Source organism: Bradyrhizobium sp. STM 3566, from assembly GCF_045571445.1.
In the GTDB taxonomy this organism is placed as follows: domain Bacteria; phylum Pseudomonadota; class Alphaproteobacteria; order Rhizobiales; family Xanthobacteraceae; genus Bradyrhizobium; species Bradyrhizobium vignae.
Window position 1 is genome coordinate 3,356,028 of record NZ_CP120692.1, and the last position, 18,300, is coordinate 3,374,327.

Sequence of the window (18,300 nt, forward strand, 5' to 3'; positions counted from 1 at the left end):
GCGCTGGCGGCGCCCGCGTGGAGGGATAAGGCGATCCCCGGGGCGTTTCCTCGTCGTCTTGCTATCCGTTTTTTGCGGGCCTTCAGGCGCGGCCCTTGATCTCGTAGTGACCTGGCACGCATTTGTAGCGCTCGAGGCGCCAGTTGGCGTGATAGATCGGATGCTCGCCCATCCATTTCGCTAAGGGGGCCTGTGCACCGACCGCACACTGCATCATCGAAATCTCGGGCGTCATGTTGCTGTCGGTCACGATTTCCTCGACGCAAGCGCCCGAGGCAGACGCACCTAGCCGGCAGAGCACCGCTACGACGGTCACGAACATTCCTGTCACCTCATTGGTTGTTTCTGACCACGAAGAGGATGCAAGCGGAGTGCCAGAGCCTGTTACACGCAAACAACACGCTGGCTTGGCCGACTCAAACCCAGCGTCCATTCCCCCGTGGTTCCCGCATTTGTCCGGCTTCGGGTTATGGCGGTGCGCCTTGAGACGCCGACCGCGCGCTCCGCGTGGTGACCGCACTGGAGTGGCCGATAATCCGTGTGCCGAAATAACTGATGCCGAATGGCATCGCCGATCCGCTTTTACCCGCGGATGCGGCGCTGCTACAGTTTTGCGCGCGCCTCGCTAAATGGCGCTGCGACGAAGAAACATACCGACAAGGGGAGGGACCGAAGTCCGATGAAGGATTTTGCTGGAAAGATCGCGGTCATCACCGGCGGCGGCACGGGGATGGGGCGCGAGCTCGCGCGGCAGCTCGTCGCCGAAGGCTGCAACGTCGCGATGTGCGACGTCTCGGAAGCGGCGATGGCCGAGACCAAGCGGTTGTGCGAGGTCGACAGGCTGCCGCAGGGCCTGCGCGTCACGACGCATGTCGCCGACGTCGCGATCGAGGATCATCTGAAGCGCTTTCGCGACGAGCTCGCGGAGCAGCAGAAGACGGACAAGATCCATCTCCTGTTCAACAATGCCGGCATCGGCGGCGGCGGCAGCCTGTTCACCAACACGCGCGAGCAGTGGGAGCGCACCTTCAACATCTGCTGGGGCGGCGTCTATCTCGGCGTGCGCACCTTCCTGCCGATGCTGGTGGCGGCGGACGAGGCCCACATCGTCAACACCGCGAGCGTCAACGGCTTCTGGGCCTCGATCGGCATGAACCAGGCGCACACAGCCTACAGCTCGGCCAAGTTCGCCGTGAAAGGATTTACCGAAGCGCTGATCAACGATCTTCGCCTGCATGCCCCGCACGTCAAATGCTCGGTGGTGATGCCCGGTCACATCGGCACCTCGATAGTCTCCAATTCGCGCAAGGTGCAGACGGGCGACGGCTCGGAGCGGCTCAGCGACGACGAGGTGGCGCTGACCCGCAAGCGCATGGCCGCGGCCGGCGTGCCGGATGCCGACAAGATGTCGGACGACGACATCCAGGCGGCGTTCGCCGAGCGCGCCCGCAGCTTCCTGGAGGATGCGCCGACGACGGCGGCGCAGGCGGCGAAGATCATTCTCGACGGCGTCAAGGCGGAGCGCTGGCGTATTCTCGTCGGCGAGGACGCCAAGCATCTCGACGAGCGGGTGCGCGCCACGCCGGAGCAGGCTTACGACCGCGCCTTCTACGAAAGTTTAACGCAAGAGGTGGGCTGGCGGCTCGGGTGAGTCGGCACTGCCGACCCACTCAAGAGAAGCGCCCAGATGTAGGTATGATGGTCGTCATGACAAGAGGTGCGCGGCTGATTTCGCGTGCCAGCTCCCGCCAATTGGTAGCCGTATGATGAATTGGAATATCGGGCATGCGACAGGGACGATCGTTCAAGCGATGGTGATCTCAAGCGAGTCTCATTTGAAGCACGGTAGCTTGGTTGCTGAACTGAAATAGTTTAGTCAATCAGGGTAACGCGACGACCAGAGCGTAGCTCACCATGATGCCCGCATGCCTCTCCGACGATTTGATCTTTTGCCCGGAGCGTGAGGACATCTCCGCTGAATTCACGCGGCTCCTCACCGCGGCGCAGGAGGGTGGCGCCACCATCGCAGAATGCCTGCTGATCGCCCGCCAGCTGAAGCGTGGCGACGATCAGTCCTGGCACCGTGAATGGAAAAAGCTCGCGCGGGCCAACCGGCACCGCGCCGAAGCCGCGTTCGCGGAAGGGCACATGGCGAGCGCGCAGCGCAACTGGCTGCGCGCGATGAACTACTACGCTGCGGCGGCGATGCCGCTCGAGGCGGCCGACGAGCGCCGCTGGGTCGCGGTGCTCGCGACGCAGGAATGCGCCCGCCGCTATCTGTCGGCACGCACGCCCCCCGGCGAAGTGGTGACGATCCCCTGGCTCGATGACCATTCGCTGCAAGGCTATTTCCTGCCTGCGCCCTCGGGTCGAGGGCCGGCCCCGACCGTGATCTGCATCGGCGAGCCCGGACACCGCAAGGAAGAGTTTCTGTTCAAGCTGGCGCCGCATGCGCGCGAGCGTGGCTTTGCAATGCTGGCGCTGGATCTGTTCGGCGATCAGCGCGACGATTATCTCGATGTGCTGCTGCGGCGCCGGGATCTCGAAAGCGCAATTCCGGCCGTGATGGACTATCTGGAGACGCGCAGCGATGTCGATGTCGGCCGCATCGCCATCGTGGCCGATGGCTGGGGCTCGTCCTTCGTGGCACGCGCGGTGTTGCAGGAGCCGCGACTGGCGGCGGCCGTTTGCGACGGCGGACTGTGGGACTTGCACGAGCGGGCCTTCTTCGCCAGCCGCTTTGCGATGAGCGACGTCAGCATCGTTCCGGTGCCCCATGCGCCGCTGATGGCCTCCAGCGCCGAATGTCCGGTGCTGATCACGCTGGGCGAGGACGGCTGGCTCAAGGCCGACCGCGCCCGCCAGATCGTGCAGACGTCGCGGCTTGGCAGCTCCGAGGTCATGCTCAAGGTGTTCACCGCCGGTGAAACCGGCGCCGCGCAGGCCCACGCGGACAATCCGAGCCTCGCCAACGAATACATCTTCGACTGGCTTGAATCCCGGCTCAGTTCGCCTCTGCGAATCTGAAGCGCTACGACCTCCCTTAGAAGTCGAGGCTGAGGCGGACGCAGGCCTTCTCGAGGCGCGACTTCAACATCGCGAGCTTGGTGGTGAATTCGGTGAGCTCGTGCTCGTCGAACTCCTGGAAGACGAATTCCTTGATCGTCTTGTACTGTTCGTTGAGGCTCGCGAGGTGCTTCTGCGTCTTCTCGGTCAGGGACAGCCGCACCACTCTTGCGTCCGTCGGCGAGGGGCGGCGGCGCAGCAGGCCTTTCTTCTCGAGCAGCTTGGATTGCGTGGTGACGAAGGACGGATCGACGTGGAGGAGCTTGGAGACGACGTTGACCGGGATGCCATCGTCCTTGTCGAGGTCGGAGATCGCCATCAGTATCAGCCATTGCGGGCCGCTGATGCCGAGCGTCCGCGCCCAGATCTGCCGCACTTCCTCCAGATACATGTTGATCGACGATATCTCCCAGGTGAAGCGCCTGATGATATCCAGGTTGGCGATCGAGCGCAGGCGCGCTCCCTCTTTCCTCGTCGCGGACACAGCGTCACTCCCGTGAACTGATCTTTCAGGCCGGTGATCGTGGGATGCCATAGTCCACGCAAGCCTGCCCCGACGCAAGTGCAGAGCAGGGTAATTTTGTCACTAAAATTACAAAGATGAGAAAGTCAGGCTATAGGCTTCGGCGGAAGTGTTGCGCCGCGGGCACAGGTTTAGCGAAACCAGAAAGCTGATCAAATAAACTATTTTGATTAGCGAAACGGCGCAGGCATATTGATGCGTGACGGTGGGGGGTACTCGATCGTCCCGTTGCAGGTGGTTCGCTCACGTCCCTCGCCTCGATTGCGGGTGTGGCCGAAAGCGCAAAGCGGCCGAGCGGATTTGAGAGACGGGGATCTTGGGGGGCCTCACGGTCCGGTCTCCGTAAAATGAGCAACTTGGAGGTTTTAAATGAAAGTGGTGAAGAGCCTTTTGCTCGGCACTGCGGCGGGTCTGATCGCCGTCGGTGGAGCCCAGGCCGCCGATCTTCCGGTCAAGGCCAAGGCGGTCGAGTACGTCAAGATCTGCACGCTCTACGGCGCGGGCTTCTACTACATCCCGGGCAGCGACACCTGCATCAAGCTGGGCGGCTATTTGCGTGCCGAAGTGGCGCTCAACGCCGGCGGCAATTACAGCGCCCAGTACAACGGCGTGTTCGCGGCCAACAACCGCCTGACCAACTACTACTCGATGCGCGCGCGTGAAGATCTCAACATCGACACCCGCACCGCGACCGAGTACGGCGTCGTCCGCACCTATTTCGACGCGGTCTTCACCTGGACGACCGGCAACTATGGCGGCACCGGTTCGGCCACGGGAGCGACCCAGTACAGCGGCACGATCGGCCTCAACGCGGCCGGCACCGGCCTCACCGGCTCGAGCGGCGGCGCCGTCAACGGCACGGACGGCGGCATCTCCGGTGGCGCGCTCGGCGTCTACTACGCCTTCATCCAGTTCGCCGGATTCACCATGGGTAAGGCGGTGTCGCAGTTCGACGCGCCCTGGATCAACTATCCCGGCAACAATTTCGACCAGCTGGTCGGCGGCAGCGGCACCACCAACGGCGTGGCGCAGTTCACCTACACGGCCGATTTCGGCCAGGGCATCACGGCCTCGTTCTCGGCGCAGGACCAGACGCAGGTCTTCCAGACCAACATCTGGAACACGGCCGGCATGTCGACCACGGGCGTGCTCGGCGGTGCCTACGGTTCGAACGACCTCGGCGGCAGCCGCTCGCCCGATCTCGTCGCGATGGTTCGCGTCGATCAAGCCTGGGGCCTGTTCCAGGCGTCGGTCGCGGCGCACGACAACCATGTCGCTTACTACGGCGCCACTGAAACCACCGGTCATCCGGAAGACAAGTGGGGCTGGGCCGTCCAGCTCGCATTGGGCATCAAGAACATCCCGACTGGCGCCGGCGACGTGATCAACATCTCGGGCGTCTACACTGAAGGCGCGAGCCGCTACAACTTCCAGGAGCTGGCCGCGACCAGCTACTCGATGTTCGGCAGCTCGAACGCGGCCTATCAGAGCATCGGCTTCGCCGGCGTGTCTGATGCGGTGTTCGCACCGGGCGGCAGCCTCGAACTGACCAAGACCTACGGTTTCCGTGGTGCCTACACCCACAACTGGAATCCGTACTGGAACACGGCGCTGTACGGCGCGTGGGCTGCGGTCAATTACAGCGGCACGGCGAAAGGCCTGATCTGCGGCAGCGCCGCGTTCGCCACCCTGACCGGCACCTGCAACCCGGACTTCAACATCGGCCAGGTCGGCGTCATCACGCGCTGGACGCCGGTGAAGAACCTGACCTTCTCGGCCGACTTCACCTACAGCCATCTCGACCAGAAGTATTCGGGCGCGATCACGACCGGAGCCCTGACCGGCGTCGCCAAGCCGGCGGCGACCTACGAGCTGAAGGACCAGGACACCTACAGCCTGCTGCTGCGCGCCCAGCGCAACTGGTAAGCTTGGGGTATCGAGCCCTTGATGAAGCCCCGGCGGGAAACCGCCGGGGCTTTTTTCCGCAATGAGGGGCGTTCGGAAAATCCGGCAGCCGTTGCGAAGCGCGAAGACGAGCCATGCGGTTCGATCGCCTCAAATTTATTTACTTACCTGAGTTACTAAGCTATATGGCTTTTGGCCAAATACGAAAGTTGCGGCTCTTAGCTTCACGCTAAGCCTCCAGAAACCTCCGGTGATGCCCCGCCGGAGGTTTTTTGTTTTTGGAGATGCTGCAGATCAACCGCGCATCGCGCGAGCGCGCGCATACGGCCGGTAGGCGAGGCGGCTGTGACCGGCGCAATAGGGCTGGCCGTCGGGCGTCGTGTTGCCGCAGAAGCAGAAATCGTCTTCGCCCGGCGTCGAGATCGGCCATCGGCAGCGGTTCTCGGACAGCTCCAGCAGCGAGCAGCGATTGGCGTCGTCGATCGGGCCTGCGACCACCGGCGCGTCGGCCTCGCCATAGATGGTGGCGAGCATCTCGTATTGCAGCCGCGGCACGGCCTTGCGCGCCCGCGCCGGCGCCAAGCCTCTGTCCTGGACCTTGCGGTCGTCGAATGTCCGGCCGCGCGTCAGATTCAGCCGCGACAGCTTGCCGATCACGGCGTTGCGGCTGACGCCGATGTCGGCGGCGATCTCGCTGCAGGAGAGGCCGGCGTCGAAGTGCCGCTTCAACAGCTCAATGCGTTCGTCGGTCCAAGTTCGTGAAGAGGCAGGCGAGAGAACAGGCATGTGTTGCGATCCCAGGTTGCAGATGTCGGCCATCCGCCCGCTCGGAGATCCGTCCGCCTCACGTCCGGCGCGCGCTCACGTCCTGCCATTGTCGCGGATCGACAGAAGCCCGTCCTTGATGGCGAGACGGATGCCTTCCTCGATCAATGTCCGCGCGACGCCGGGAACGCTGGTGCCGTGGGTGCCCTGTCTCACCAGTTTCTCCAGATAGGCGATGGTCGAGAGCGCCAGGGTTACGGGAATGCGGTCAGTCTCGGCTTTTTCGGTGGCCATGGCCCGAACGCTAGCCTCTTACTCGGGTACATAAAAGTAACGATTAAGACTCTATTTAGTTTCGGGGGTGGAAGTCAAATCAGCGCCGGGGCAGCAGCTCACCTGGTTGGAATCGCTTGGGAATCGGACACGTCGCGGCGCGCCGCAGGGAAGACCGGGCGGCGGCTCGATGTCGGCAGGTCGGGGAAGGGCGCGGCGGCTCAGCCGTGCACGATCGTCTTTTCGATCATGCAATGGATGCCCTTGGCGCCGTTGACGGTCTGGGTCACGCGCAGGTCTGCGGCCAGGCTGCACAGCGTGTAGGCATCCTCGCGCGATAGATTTCGCGTCTCGCCGAGCAGCGCGATCATGTCGCGCAGCGCACGCACCACGCATTGGTCGAGATCGGGGTCCATCGCCATGGTCATGTAGTGCGTCGGCGTCTCGGCGCGGGGGTACTCGAGCCTGAGGTCCTTGCGCAGCGTGAGGCGGAAGCGGCCCCGCAGCGCGGTCTCGATCGCGGTGACGCAGACCTCGCCGTCGCCCTGCACGCCATGGCCGTCGCCGCAGGAGAACATCGCACCTGGCACGAACACCGGCAGATACAGCGTCGCACCCGCACCGAGCTCCTTGTTGTCGAGATTGCCGCCCATTGCGCGCGGGATCAGCGAGGAGATACGGCCCCAGCTAGGTGGCGGCGATACGCCCATCACGCCGAAGAACGGTTTGAGCGGCAGGTCTAAACCCCAGGGCATGCGGCCGACCATCCGCGTCCGGTCGAGTGGGATGTTGAGGAAGCGCGTCTCGTGGAAATCGTCGGGCAGGGTGCCGGCCAGCGGCTTGATCATGTTCCAGCCCCAATCCTGCCGGAGCTGCACGTCGAGGATCTCGACCGCGAGCACGTCGCCGGGCTCGGCTCCCTCGACCGCGATCGGGCCGGTGAGGATGTGGCCCGGCAGCATGCGCTCGTTTGTGGCATGAACCTGGTGCATTTCCGGCGGAATGTGAAATTTGTCGCGATCGGGCAGCACGTCCGGACCGCCGCTGATGGTATCGACCGTCACCTCATCGCCGCTTGCAATGGTGAGGACGGGCTTGAGCGCGGCTTCGAAGAAGCCCCAATGACAGGTTTCGGGGGTGGAATGCAGGTGATGATGGGTCATATGCCGCGTCCGGTTGGTTTCATCGGCCGCGGGCTTGACCCGGCGATCGATCCTCTTTCAAGAAGATTTCTGAAGATGGCGGGGCCGGTCAAGCCCCGCACAGACAGGCAAGATGATTTCAGCGAGGCTCCCCTGTTTTTCGTTCTTTCCAAGACCCTCGGCACCGCGCTGCTGCCGATCAATCTCCTGGTCGAGCTCGGAATCCTGTCTGTCGTGCTGATGGTGACGCGCTTTGCCGCGCTCGGCCGCAAGCTTGCCGTGATCACGCTGGTGCTGCTGGCGCTCGCGGCGTTCTCGCCGCTCGGCAATCTGTTGATCTATCCGCTGGAGTCTCGCTTTCCTGCGTGGGACGCCTCGCGCGGCGCGCCCGACGGCATCATCGTGCTCGGCGGCTCGGTCGACACCGATCTGTCGGCGGCGCATCGCACGCCGGTCGTCGCGCACGCGGCCGATCGTCTGTTCGCGCCGGCCGAGCTTGCCCGCCGCTATCCGAGCGCGCGCATCGTGTTCACGGGAGGCAACGCGAACCTGGTTTCGACCGAGGCGAAGGAGGCCGACTATTCCGCGCCGATCCTGGAGAACCTCGGCATACCGAAGGAGCGCCTGATCCTCGAACGTGACTCCCGCAACACCTGGGAGAATGCGATGTTCACCAAGAAATTGGTGTCACCAAAGCCGCGCGAGCGCTGGCTGCTGGTGACGTCGGCCTTCCACATGCCGCGCTCGATGGGGATCTTCCGCAAGGCTGGATTTGACGTCGAGGCGTATCCGGTGGACTGGCGGATGGGCGGACGAGACGATTTGTTTTCCTTCACGAATATGGGTGCGGACGGACTCGGCCGAACGGAAGTGGCCATCCGCGAGTGGATCGGCCTCGTGGCCTACCGTCTGATGGGCCGAACCGGCGAGTTGCTTCCAGGACCGGGCAGGGACTAGAACGAGGGCACCAAGACAAGAACACGGCGCGCGATCGCCGGCGCGGAGGAAGCCATGCAACAGCAGAGTGCAGACAGGATCGATCTTGCCGGCCTCGTCGCCGATCTCAACAGCTTGCTGCGGCTGAAGACCAACGTGATCGGCATGAAGTTGTTCGCGACGGCCGCAGAGATGGAGGCGATCCCGAAAATCCGCCGCCCGAATGCAATTCACACCACCGATCAGATCGTCAGCATGGCGGCGCGCCTCGGCTGGACCGTCGGCATCACCGCCGACGATCTCGTAGGTAGCCAATGCCGCGCCGTGATCGGGCTCAGCCCCCAGGACGACAAATGGCTCGCCGGCGAGAACTATGTCGGAGTCTGGCATGGTACCGCAGAAGATGCGCGCAAGCGCCAGGAGGCGCTGGACGTGGTTCCGTTCGGACACTATCAGGCGCTCGCCGTCAGTCCGCTGGCGAGCGGCCGGCTCGATCCGCCCGACATCTGCCTCGTCTATGCAACGCCGGGGCAGATGATCATCCTGATCAACGGGCTGCAATATACCGGCTACAAGAAATTCGAGTGGGGCGTGGTCGGCGAGACCGCGTGCGCGGATTCCTGGGGGCGGGCGCTCAAGACCGGGGAGCCCAGCCTGTCCTTGCCATGCTATGCCGAACGGCGCTATGGCGGCGTGCCGGACGAGGAGATGCTGATGGCATTGAAGCCTTCGCATCTCGCCAAGGCAATTGAAGGCATGAAGGCGCTGGCCAAGAACGGCCTGCGCTATCCGATCCCGCCCTATGGCATTCAAAGTGACGTCCGTGCCGGCATGGGCGTGAGTTACGCGAAGAAGTAAAGGCCGATCATGAGCTCTGCGAAATTCGACATCGTCGTCTACGGCGCGACCGGCTTCACCGGCCAGCTCGTCGCCGAATATCTGGCGGCCCATTACAAGGACGACATGGCGCTGAAATGGGCGATGGCGGGTCGCAGCCTCGACAAGCTGAAATCGGTGCGCGACGCCATTGGCGCGCCAGCCGACACGCCGCTGATCGTGGCGGATGCGTCGGACGCGGCGTCGCTGAAGGCGATGGTGGCGCAGACCAAGTCGGTGATCACGACGGTCGGTCCCTATCAATTCTATGGCGAGGACCTGCTCGCGGCCTGCGTCGCTGCGGGTGCGGACTATTTCGATCTCTGCGGCGAGCCGGTCTGGATGCGACAGATGATCGACAAGTACGGTGCGGCGGCCGAGGCGAGCGGCGCGCGCATCGTGTTTTCCTGCGGCTATGATTCCGTGCCGTTCGAGCTCGGCACTTTCTTCGTGCAGGAAGAGGCGAGGCGTGTGTTTGGCGCGCCGGCCCCGCGCGTGAAGGGCCGCGTGCGCGACATGCGCGGCACGCTGTCCGGTGGCACCGCGGCGAGCGCGAAAGCGACCTTCGACGCCGTCGCGAAGGATCTCAGCCTCGTCGCCATCCTCAACGATCACTTCGCGCTGACGCCGGGCTTCACCGGCCCGAAACAGCCGAAGGGCAACAGGGCGACTTACGAGGAGGACCTGCAATCCTGGGCCGCTCCGTTCATGATGGCGCTGATCAACACCCGCAACGTCCATCGCTCCAACATGCTGATGGGCTTTCCGTACGGGAAGGACTTCGTCTACGACGAGATGGTCCTGACCGGTCCCGGCGAGAAGGGCGAGGCCAATGCGAAGCGCGTGATGGCGGCCAATGCCGAGAAGACCGGTCCGAACGCACCGAAGCCAGGCGAGGGGCCGTCGAAGGAGGAGCGCGAGAACGGTCTGTTCAATCTGCTCTACGTCGCGATTGCTCCCGACGGTCGCATGGTCCGCGCCGGCGTCACCGGAGACCGCGATCCCGGTTACGGCTCGACCTCGAAGATGATCTCCGAATGCGCGATCTGCCTGCTGCGCGACGCAGCAGACGTTCCGGCCGGTTTCTGGACGCCGGGCGCAGCGATGCAGCACAAGCTGATCAAGCGGCTGGTCGATCACGCCGGGCTGACGTTCGGGGTGGAAGGGTAGGTTGGCTCTCGTAGCAACCATTAGATTCGCCCGATCGCTGAGGGTAGCATGACGCCGTGCTTGCGGCCGTCAAGGCGTGGCCTGGCGGCAGCGGAGATGGAGTTGAGGCCAGGGCGACGGCCAGCCTTTGACGGCCGCGGCGCGCGGCGTCTTTGTGACGGCAGGTCGGGACGAAGAAACGGTGCTTCGGCCGAACAAAGAAACGCCATCAGGTAGCCGGAGCCCTCGCGATCTCGGGCGGTTTTGTCTGCCAAGGCGTGCCGCGGGCGACCACTGTGTTGGCGAAGATTAATAGCTTTCTGGCGCAAGCGATCAATGCGCGCTTGTGTTCCTTGCCTGCTCCCATCAGCCTTCCATAGAGCGTGATGAGCTGCGGATTCCAGCGAAATGACGCCGGCAGCGCCGCAGTAAAGAGCGCACGTCGCAGCCGTTCACGCCCGCCGGCGATGTGACGAACGCCGGTGCGATCGCCGCTGTCGTCATCGTAAGGGGCAATGCCAGCCAGCGCGGCCGCTTGCTCGCGCGTGATCTGACCGATCTCGGGCATCCGCACCAGAATGACCATGGCGGTCTTTAGCCCGATACCATCGATGCTGTTGATCAAGTCGAGCCGCTCGGCAAGATCGCGATGCTCACGGATTGCGGCGGCCAGTGCCTTCAGTTCGACCTTCTCGCGCTTGGCCAGGCGAGCGATATCCTCCTTCCACAGCTTCTGGAGCCGCATATTGCGGCAGCTCTCGATCCGGTTCTTCAGCCGAGCAATGTCCTCGGTGATCTGGTCGATCATCGTCAGGTGCTCGGCAAATGGCAGCAAGCGGGGATCCGGAGCTGCGTGGATCTTCTTGACCGCGGCGGTGCAGGCCGCAATCAGCGCGGCATCGATCTTGTCGTTCTTGGCGCGCTGCAGCTGGAACACGGCATAAGCGCGCACCTGGGCCGGCTGAAATACGACGACCACAAACCGCTGGCGCCGCAACTCGGCGACGACAGCCTGCTCATAGCCGCCGCTCGCCTCGATCCCGACCCGTTTGACCTTGTGGCGCTGCAACCATTCCACCAGCACTTTATAGCCATCCGGCGTGTTATCGGCCTGAAGCCGCTCCAAACTGCCATCAAGTGCCACATCGAGCTTACGTTTACCGGTATCGATCCCGGCACAGATCGTGATACGCTTGGCCATCTTCGTCGACCCTCCCTTGTGTGTGCGAACCTAAAGTTCGTTCAACCATCCGGGTCCCGATGAAGTACCGATCGCGATCCTGCTACGAAAGGCAGCCCTCAAGGCTTCGGTGGGCATCGATCCGATCGATCGGCAGCCCAGCTCGGGCGGCCACCCGAGCTGGGCCATTCCTCACGGAACGAGGCCATTCTAGTCCGGTGCGCTAAAACAAGGGTGGGCAAAGGCGCAACGCGCCGTGCCCACCATCTCTCTGGGATCGCATCAGCAATGGTGGGCACGCTTCGCTTTGCCCACCCTACTGCACCGTTCGTGGTGCTACGCCGCCCGTGCATCGTACGCGTACATGAAATCCATGCCTTTGGCGCCCAGCGGCAGCAGCCATTTCAGCATCTGATTGCGCATCCACGCGCCGATGGCGCTGAACTCGCGCTTGCTGTTGCCGTTGCGGCGGGCCATCGCGACGATCTTCTCGGTGCGTGGGCGGCGCTCGGCCTCGAAGGCCTGGAAGATGGCGCCGAGCTCCTGGCCTTCCTGCATCAAGCGCGCGAGCCGGCGCCCTGGCCGGCATGTGGGCTGGTTGCGTGCGCGGCATCGCCGATCAAGAGCGAACGCTTGCGCGACCAGGCCGGCAGGGTCGCGACGTCGAGCGTGTCGGTGACCACGATGTTCTCGGCCGCTTCGATGATAGCGGGGATCGGATCGTGCCAGCCGCGATGGAAGCCGCGCAGATGCTGCTTCAGCGTCGCGTGATCGAGCGCGCGGAACATCGCCGCGTCCATGCCACATGCGGGCTGAGTACTCCACCACATCACGCCGTCGGTCGGATCCGGGCTGCAATAGCCGTAGCCGAAGAATCCGCTCTGGCCGAACGTCGTCTCGACGCGCCGGCCGATCGGCCTGCCGTCGAGCACGGCGTGCGGCACGAAGCCGCCGAAGCCGATCAGGCCGGTGTCGAACGGCTGCGGCCCGTCAGGCACGACCTGGCGGCGCACGACCGAGTGGACGCCGTCTGCGCCGATCAGGAAATCGCCTTCGGCGGTGGTGCCGTCAGCGAAATAGGCGATGATCGGCTGATCGCCACGATCCTCGATCTTGATCAGGCGTTTCTCGAAATGGAGTGAGACGCAGGCGCACCAGGCCTTGTCGATCAGGATCTCGTTCAGCGTGGCACGGGAGATGTTGACGGCCGGCTGGCCGAAGCGCCGCGCCAAGTCGCGGTTGATCGAGCCCAGCTTCTCGCCGCCCTGCGAATAGAAGTCGAAGGACTCCGCCACCGAGCCACGGCTGATCAGCTCGTTCGAAAGGCCGATCTCGTCCATCACATGCATGCCGTTCGGGGCGATCTGGAGGCCGCCGCCGATGCCTTTCGAATAGGGCCAAGCCTCGTAGATCGCGGATTCGATACCGGCGCGGCGCAGCAGGATGGCGGCAACGGGCCCGGCGATACCGGCGCCGATGATCAGGGCCTTGCGGGGACGGTTGGACATGGCTTGCTCCCGACGTTTCCATGGTGCTAGGAGAAATCACGGTCGCTAAATCTCTTAGCGACTAAGATATATATCTAGTAAGAGAAGGGGCCGGCCTTGTCAAGGACGAAGGCGCGCGCGGCGCTGTTGCAGGAGCTCGAGGCGGCGATGCGCAGGTCGTCTGCGCAGGGCGTGCTCTACGGCCAGACCGTTGCCAACGTTGCCGGAATTGCCAATTCCGACCTGGAATGCATGGACATCCTCTATCTCGAGGGACGCGTCACCGCGGGCCGGCTCGCCGAGGTCACGGGCCTCACGACGGGCGCAATCACGGGCGTTGTCGACCGGCTCGAAAAGGCAGGGCTGGTGCGCCGCGAGCGCGACGAGAAAGATCGTCGCAAGGTCTTCATCGCCGTCGTGCCGGAGACGATCGCAAAGCTCGGCCAGTTCTACGTGCCGATGCAGCAGGCGATGGAGAAGGTCTGCAACGGCTATTCCGATGAGGAGCTGCGCCTGCTGTTGCGCTTTTGCAACGAGGGCTACAAGGCAGTGCTCGCGGCAACAGAGGCGCTCAAGCGCCTGATCGATACGCCACCGGAGAAGCGTCCCGATCTCAAGTTGAAGAAGCGTCCCCGCCAGTCCTAGTCTTGTAGACCTGCGCAGCCGCGATCATGCCCCACATCGCGCCCAGCATCATCCAGAAATGCCGCCAGTGGTCGGTATCGATCACGAAGCTTTCGCCGACCGTGCCGAGGAATGCGGAAAACACCGCGAGGTAGGCGCGCTGCCAGGGCACAGGGATGAAGATGTGGCGAAAGCCCATGATGACGGTGGTGAAGACCAGCGCGGGATAGCACACGCCGGAAAGCCAGCCGCCGGACATGAAGGCATTCAGGTAGGAGTTGTGGGTGTCCTCGGGGAAGTAGCGATGGAATTGCAAAGGACCGATGCCGAACGGCAGGTCGAGCGCCATCTCCGCGCCGAGGATGTGCCGGCCGAACCGGCCGAAGCGGCCTTCGTCATAGCTCTGGTCGAAGCTCGCGCGCTGCTTGAACATCTCGGCGGTGGAATCGAACGACAGCAGCACCGCGATCAGCGCCAGCCCCAGCACCGCGGCGACGATCGCCATGATGATGATCCGCGAGCGCTGCGCATTGGTGCGGCTGGTCAGCACCATCAGCGCCAGCATGAAGGCGGAGGTCAGCACCAGCCCGCCCCAGGCGGCGCGGGAGAACGCGAGCAGGATCGCCAGAGACATGATGCCGAAGGCGATGACGTTGCGGAACGCCTTGGCCAGCTTGTCCGAGACCACGCTCTGCAGGGCGAACAGCGCCGGCAGGATCAGGAAGGCGCCGAGCACGTTGGGGTCCTTGAACGTGCCGCGCGCGCGTCCGTAGAGCGTCAGCAGGTCGTTGCCGCCGGGAACCAGGTGGAAGTAGCCGGCGACGGCTAGCAGCGAGGCGACCATCGCGCCGACCACGAGGCCGCGGCGGAGCATGTCGAGTCGGGCCGCCGTGTCCTCCGAGGAGACCATGGCGAAGAACACCACGGTCACCGCCATGTACCAGGAGGTTGCGATCCAGCTCACCACCTCCGCCTGCGCGAACAGCGGGATCGCGCTGATGGTGTAGCCGACATTGAGGAGGACCAGCATCAACACCAGCGGCATCAGCACCAGTCTCAGGCGCAGGCCGGTGGCGAAGAAGGTGACGGTCGCGAGCAGCGTCGCGATCTCGTAGGGGCTGGGCTCGATGAAGACGATGGCGCCGCAGGCACCGACCAGCCACACCAGCGCGCGCTGCAGCGCCAGCACGCCCGGAGCAGCTGGTGCGGCTACGTTCATTCCACCGGCCGTCACGGCATACGTCATCGCACGCTCATACGCTTACGCAACTCTTACGCTACAAGCACTGCTGTCATCGCCCGGCTTGACCGGGCGATCCAGTACTCCGTGACGCGCATAGTAGGAAACGACTGGCGCTGCGGAGTACTGGATGCCCCGGTCAAGCCGGGGCATGACGAAAAATCAATACGCGTTCTCGCTCTTTGTCAGCAGCGAGATCGGCGTCTTCAGGAGAATGTAGAGATCGAGCAGCACCGACCAGTTCTCGATGTAATAGAGGTCGAACTCGACGCGCTTCTGGATCTTCTCTTCGTTATCGATCTCGCCGCGCCAACCGTTGATCTGAGCCCAGCCGGTGATGCCGGGCTTGACGCGGTGGCGGGCGAAATAGCCGTCGACGGCCTCGTCAAACAGGCGGTTCTGGAGCTTGCCCTGCACCGCATGCGGCCGCGGGCCGACCAGGGAGAGATTGCCCGAGAAGACCACGTTGAAGAGCTGCGGCAGCTCGTCCAGGCTGGTCTTGCGGATGAAGCGGCCGACGCGGGTGACGCGCGGATCGTTCTTGGTCACGACCTTCGACGCGGTCGGATCGGCCTGATGGTGGTACATCGAACGGAATTTGTAGACGTCGATGCGCTCGTTGTTGAAGCCGAAGCGCTTCTGGCGGAACAGCACCGGGCCCTGGCTGTCGAGCTTCACCGCCAGCGCCACCAGTCCCATCACCGGCAGGGCGGCGAGCAGCGCGAGACTGCCGACGACGCGGTCGAACAGCCACTTCATCACCAGGTCCCAGTCGGTGATCGGCGCTTCGAACACGTCGAGCGTCGGCACCTCGCCGAGATAGGAATAGGAGCGGGGACGGAACCGCAGCTTGTTGGTGTGGGCGGAGAGGCGGATGTCGACCGGCAGCACCCAGAGCTTCTTGAGCATCTCCAGGATGCGCGTCTCCGCCGAGATCGGCAGCGCGAACAGCACGAGATCGACGCGGGTGCGACGGGCGAACTCGACGATGTCGTCGACCTTGCCGAGCTTGCGCGCGCCGGCGCAGGTGTCGAGCGCGCGGCTGTCGTTGCGGTCATCGAACACGCCGAGCACGTGGATGTCGGAATCCTCCTGCGCCTTCAGCGCCTCGACCAACTGCTCGCCGTTGCTGTCGGAGCCGACGATGATGGTGCGGCGGTCGAGCCGGCCCTGGCGCGCCCAGCCGCGCACCAGCGTGCGCAGCACCAGACGCTCGGCCATCAGCGCGGCGAGTCCGAGGAAGTAGAAGGCGGCCAGCCACAGCCGCGAGATTTCGCTGCCGTATTTGGCGAAGAAGGAAATGCCGATGAAGAGCAGGAAGACGAACGACCACGACGAGATCATCCGCGTCATCTGCCGCAGTTGGCCGCGGAACAGCTGCACCTGATAGATGTCGGCGGCCTGGAAGCAGACCACGGCGGCGATGGCGACGGCGACGACCTCGGCCGGATAAATCCAGCTGAAGGCGCCGGAGAGCGGCATGACATAGCCGACATAGAGCGCGATGCCGACGAGGCTCAGCAGCACGAAATCGGCAAGGCGGACGAAGCCGGCGATCACGATCGGCGAATAGGCGCGGGCGACCTTCTGGTTGACGACTTCGAGCGCCGCAGGCGAGAGCCGGCGACGGCGCTCCACAAAGGGCTGGTCGGCAGGCTTTGCCGCAGCGCTGGTCGCGGCATCGAGCATCGAGCGTGCGTTGAGCGGTTCCACGGGCGTCCACGTCCATTCCAAAAGCAAGCGGCGCGGCCTCGCGCGGCCGGGCAAGTATCCCCTGGCGCTTCGACTATCGAACAAATCGGAAGATTTTCTAAAGCTGGATTAAGGATGGTTAATGGTTGACAAATGCGTCGCGATAGCCGGCAAGCACGCCCTCGACCATCGCGGCTTGCGAGAAATGCGCCGAGATGCGCTCGCGCAAGGACGCCGCGCGCTGCGCTGTCGTTTGCGGATCGTCCAGTGCGGCGGCGATCGCCTCCGCCATGGCTTCGGGATTGCTCGGCTCGAACAGAGCGGGGCTGTCGGCGCCGAAGATCTCGGGAATGCCGCCGATTTTCGATGCGATCATCGGGATGCCGGCGGCGCCGGCCTCGATCACGACATAGGGCATGGAATCGCCGCGAGAGGGAACGACCAGCAGCCGCCCCTTGGAGAAGCCGTAGCGCGCCTTGACGTGACCGATGAAGCGGATGGATCCGGTGAGGCCGAGCCTCTCGACCTGCGCTTTCAGCGCCGCCGTCTCCTCGCCGTCGCCGCCGAGCGTCAGCGTGACCTTCTTGCCGCCTTCATGCAGACGTGCCACCGCATCGACCAGCAGGTCGGCGCCCTTGATGTGCCGGAACTCGCCGACATAGCAGAGGTCGGTCGCATCCTCGGCAGCGATGACGGGCTCGAACTCCTCGGGCGTGACACCGTTGAAGACGCAATGGACCACGCCCTTGGGTGTGCCGACGATGCGCTGATAGGTGTCGCGGGCGAACGCGCTCTCGAACAGGAACAGGTCGGTCGCATCCATCAGCGCGCGCTCGAGCCGTGCGTAGAATTCGCCCTTGAGGGTGTTGAGCGGATAATGCAGCGAGCCGCCATGCGGGGTGTAGATGCGGATGGTGTCGTCGGTGCGCCGCCGCATGCGGATGAAGGCGCCGGCCTTGGCGCCGTGGCCATGCATCACGTCGGGCTTGAGCTTCGCGATCAGGCGTCGCATCCGCAGCCACACCATGACGTCATCGGGTGACGGCTCGCGGCGGATCGCCATGCGGTGCACGCCGAGCTTCAGCCGCGGCGCGAGCTCGGCCAGCGCCTTGTCGGCGCGCTCGCCGCCGGTGAGGCTATCGGCGAGGATGCCGACATGATGGCCGCAATCGACCTGGCCGTTGGCGACGTCGAGGATGTGGCGGAAGATGCCGCCGACCGGAGCACGCACGGCGTGCAGGATGCGAAGCGGCCGGTCGGGAGAGGGAGGCATGATCCAAAACCAGCTCGACGGCGACAGCCGAACAATTCTCACGAAATAAACGAGAGGGATTAAGGGCCCTCGTGGTTAACAAATGGTGACCAGTGCGCGCGTGCGAGGCGCGCGATATCGCGATTAACCCAGCGGCAACCTTAATGGAGTGTAATCGCCCGGGTTGAAG

General features: G+C 64.1%; 16 protein-coding genes and 1 pseudogene. 7 read left to right on the top strand and 10 right to left on the bottom strand.

Annotated features, from left to right (window positions below):
• Positions 1–82: 82 nt before the first annotated feature.
• Positions 83–322: a hypothetical protein gene (locus P6U27_RS16145; RefSeq protein WP_122402948.1), complete on the bottom strand. Its 240-nt coding sequence runs from the start codon at positions 320–322 to the stop codon at positions 83–85.
• Between the two features lie 357 nt (positions 323–679).
• Between P6U27_RS16145 and P6U27_RS16150 the strand changes: the two genes are divergently transcribed.
• Positions 680–1,651, top strand: a complete 972-nt coding sequence (locus P6U27_RS16150; protein ID WP_129145808.1) for an SDR family oxidoreductase — start codon at positions 680–682, stop codon at positions 1,649–1,651.
• Positions 1,652–1,914: 263 nt separating this feature from the next.
• Positions 1,915–3,027: a S9 family peptidase gene (locus tag P6U27_RS16155; RefSeq protein ID WP_122402950.1), complete on the top strand. Its 1,113-nt coding sequence runs from the start codon at positions 1,915–1,917 to the stop codon at positions 3,025–3,027.
• 16 nt (positions 3,028–3,043) lie between these two features.
• Here P6U27_RS16155 and P6U27_RS16160 read toward each other — a convergent pair whose 3' ends face one another.
• Positions 3,044–3,550 carry a MarR family winged helix-turn-helix transcriptional regulator gene (locus P6U27_RS16160; RefSeq protein ID WP_162500248.1) on the bottom strand — a complete coding sequence of 169 codons (507 nt, stop codon included), beginning with the start codon at positions 3,548–3,550 and terminating at the stop codon, positions 3,044–3,046.
• A 408-nt stretch (positions 3,551–3,958) separates the two neighbouring features.
• Here P6U27_RS16160 and P6U27_RS16165 point away from each other — a divergent pair, with 408 nt between their 5' ends.
• Positions 3,959–5,515, top strand: a complete 1,557-nt coding sequence (locus P6U27_RS16165) for a porin (protein WP_122402952.1) — start codon at positions 3,959–3,961, stop codon at positions 5,513–5,515.
• 273 nt (positions 5,516–5,788) lie between these two features.
• Here P6U27_RS16165 and P6U27_RS16170 read toward each other — a convergent pair whose 3' ends face one another.
• From P6U27_RS16170 to P6U27_RS16180, 3 genes are all read right to left on the bottom strand, one after another.
• Entirely contained in the window at positions 5,789–6,280 is a 492-nt protein-coding gene (locus P6U27_RS16170) for a GcrA family cell cycle regulator (protein WP_162500249.1), read from the bottom strand.
• A gap of 75 nt (positions 6,281–6,355) precedes the next feature.
• Positions 6,356–6,553, bottom strand: a complete 198-nt coding sequence (locus P6U27_RS16175) for a hypothetical protein (RefSeq protein ID WP_024341172.1) — start codon at positions 6,551–6,553, stop codon at positions 6,356–6,358.
• A gap of 200 nt (positions 6,554–6,753) precedes the next feature.
• Positions 6,754–7,695 carry an acetamidase/formamidase family protein gene (locus P6U27_RS16180; RefSeq protein WP_122402954.1) on the bottom strand — a complete coding sequence of 314 codons (942 nt, stop codon included), beginning with the start codon at positions 7,693–7,695 and terminating at the stop codon, positions 6,754–6,756.
• Between the two features lie 168 nt (positions 7,696–7,863).
• Here P6U27_RS16180 and P6U27_RS16185 point away from each other — a divergent pair, with 168 nt between their 5' ends.
• From P6U27_RS16185 to P6U27_RS16195, 3 genes are read left to right on the top strand one after another with little or no spacing between them, the layout of a single operon-like run.
• On the top strand, positions 7,864–8,631 hold the full coding sequence (locus P6U27_RS16185; RefSeq protein WP_162500586.1) for a YdcF family protein: 768 nt from the start codon (positions 7,864–7,866) through the stop codon (positions 8,629–8,631).
• 54 nt (positions 8,632–8,685) lie between these two features.
• Positions 8,686–9,468 carry a DUF169 domain-containing protein gene (locus tag P6U27_RS16190; protein ID WP_122402956.1) on the top strand — a complete coding sequence of 261 codons (783 nt, stop codon included), beginning with the start codon at positions 8,686–8,688 and terminating at the stop codon, positions 9,466–9,468.
• 9 nt (positions 9,469–9,477) lie between these two features.
• Positions 9,478–10,656, top strand: a complete 1,179-nt coding sequence (locus P6U27_RS16195; RefSeq protein ID WP_122402957.1) for a trans-acting enoyl reductase family protein — start codon at positions 9,478–9,480, stop codon at positions 10,654–10,656.
• 208 nt (positions 10,657–10,864) lie between these two features.
• On the opposite strand, the gene P6U27_RS16200 is transcribed toward P6U27_RS16195, so the two are convergent.
• Positions 10,865–11,836 (bottom strand): IS110 family transposase, encoded by a 972-nt coding sequence (locus tag P6U27_RS16200; protein ID WP_122400484.1) that lies wholly within the window; start codon positions 11,834–11,836, stop codon positions 10,865–10,867.
• Between the two features lie 315 nt (positions 11,837–12,151).
• Positions 12,152–13,323, bottom strand: a pseudogene (locus P6U27_RS16205) (FAD-dependent oxidoreductase).
• Between the two features lie 147 nt (positions 13,324–13,470).
• Between P6U27_RS16205 and P6U27_RS16210 the strand changes: the two are divergent.
• Entirely contained in the window at positions 13,471–13,947 is a 477-nt protein-coding gene (locus P6U27_RS16210; RefSeq protein ID WP_164937089.1) for a MarR family transcriptional regulator, read from the top strand.
• Here the strand turns inward: P6U27_RS16210 and P6U27_RS16215 are convergent.
• The 3 genes from P6U27_RS16215 to P6U27_RS16225 form a co-directional block, all read right to left on the bottom strand.
• Positions 13,916–15,172 (bottom strand): O-antigen ligase, encoded by a 1,257-nt coding sequence (locus tag P6U27_RS16215; RefSeq protein ID WP_122402959.1) that lies wholly within the window; start codon positions 15,170–15,172, stop codon positions 13,916–13,918. The genes P6U27_RS16210 and P6U27_RS16215 overlap by 32 nt on opposite strands.
• 156 nt (positions 15,173–15,328) lie before the next feature.
• Positions 15,329–16,879 carry an undecaprenyl-phosphate glucose phosphotransferase gene (locus P6U27_RS16220; protein WP_129144932.1) on the bottom strand — a complete coding sequence of 517 codons (1,551 nt, stop codon included), beginning with the start codon at positions 16,877–16,879 and terminating at the stop codon, positions 15,329–15,331.
• 118 nt (positions 16,880–16,997) lie between these two features.
• The gene (locus P6U27_RS16225; RefSeq protein ID WP_122402961.1) at positions 16,998–18,131 is read right to left on the bottom strand and encodes a glycosyltransferase family 4 protein; all 1,134 of its coding nucleotides are present in this window, start codon (positions 18,129–18,131) and stop codon (positions 16,998–17,000) included.
• Positions 18,132–18,300: the final 169 nt, after the last annotated feature.

Bases quoted from the DNA above. Each gene is read 5' to 3' on its own strand.
- P6U27_RS16150 (WP_129145808.1), top strand. From the start codon at position 680: ATGAAGGATTTTGCTGGAAAGATCGCGGTCATCACCGGCGGCGGCACG.
- P6U27_RS16170 (WP_162500249.1), bottom strand. From the start codon at position 6,280: ATGCCTGTTCTCTCGCCTGCCTCTTCACGAACTTGGACCGACGAACGC.
- P6U27_RS16215 (WP_122402959.1), bottom strand. From the start codon at position 15,172: ATGACGTATGCCGTGACGGCCGGTGGAATGAACGTAGCCGCACCAGCT.
- P6U27_RS16180 (WP_122402954.1), bottom strand. From the start codon at position 7,695: ATGACCCATCATCACCTGCATTCCACCCCCGAAACCTGTCATTGGGGC.
- P6U27_RS16225 (WP_122402961.1), bottom strand. From the start codon at position 18,131: ATGCCTCCCTCTCCCGACCGGCCGCTTCGCATCCTGCACGCCGTGCGT.
- P6U27_RS16155 (WP_122402950.1), top strand. From the start codon at position 1,915: ATGATGCCCGCATGCCTCTCCGACGATTTGATCTTTTGCCCGGAGCGT.
- P6U27_RS16165 (WP_122402952.1), top strand. From the start codon at position 3,959: ATGAAAGTGGTGAAGAGCCTTTTGCTCGGCACTGCGGCGGGTCTGATC.
- P6U27_RS16175 (WP_024341172.1), bottom strand. From the start codon at position 6,553: ATGGCCACCGAAAAAGCCGAGACTGACCGCATTCCCGTAACCCTGGCG.
- P6U27_RS16145 (WP_122402948.1), bottom strand. From the start codon at position 322: ATGTTCGTGACCGTCGTAGCGGTGCTCTGCCGGCTAGGTGCGTCTGCC.
- P6U27_RS16190 (WP_122402956.1), top strand. From the start codon at position 8,686: ATGCAACAGCAGAGTGCAGACAGGATCGATCTTGCCGGCCTCGTCGCC.
- P6U27_RS16210 (WP_164937089.1), top strand. From the start codon at position 13,471: ATGCGCAGGTCGTCTGCGCAGGGCGTGCTCTACGGCCAGACCGTTGCC.
- P6U27_RS16195 (WP_122402957.1), top strand. From the start codon at position 9,478: ATGAGCTCTGCGAAATTCGACATCGTCGTCTACGGCGCGACCGGCTTC.
- P6U27_RS16200 (WP_122400484.1), bottom strand. From the start codon at position 11,836: ATGGCCAAGCGTATCACGATCTGTGCCGGGATCGATACCGGTAAACGT.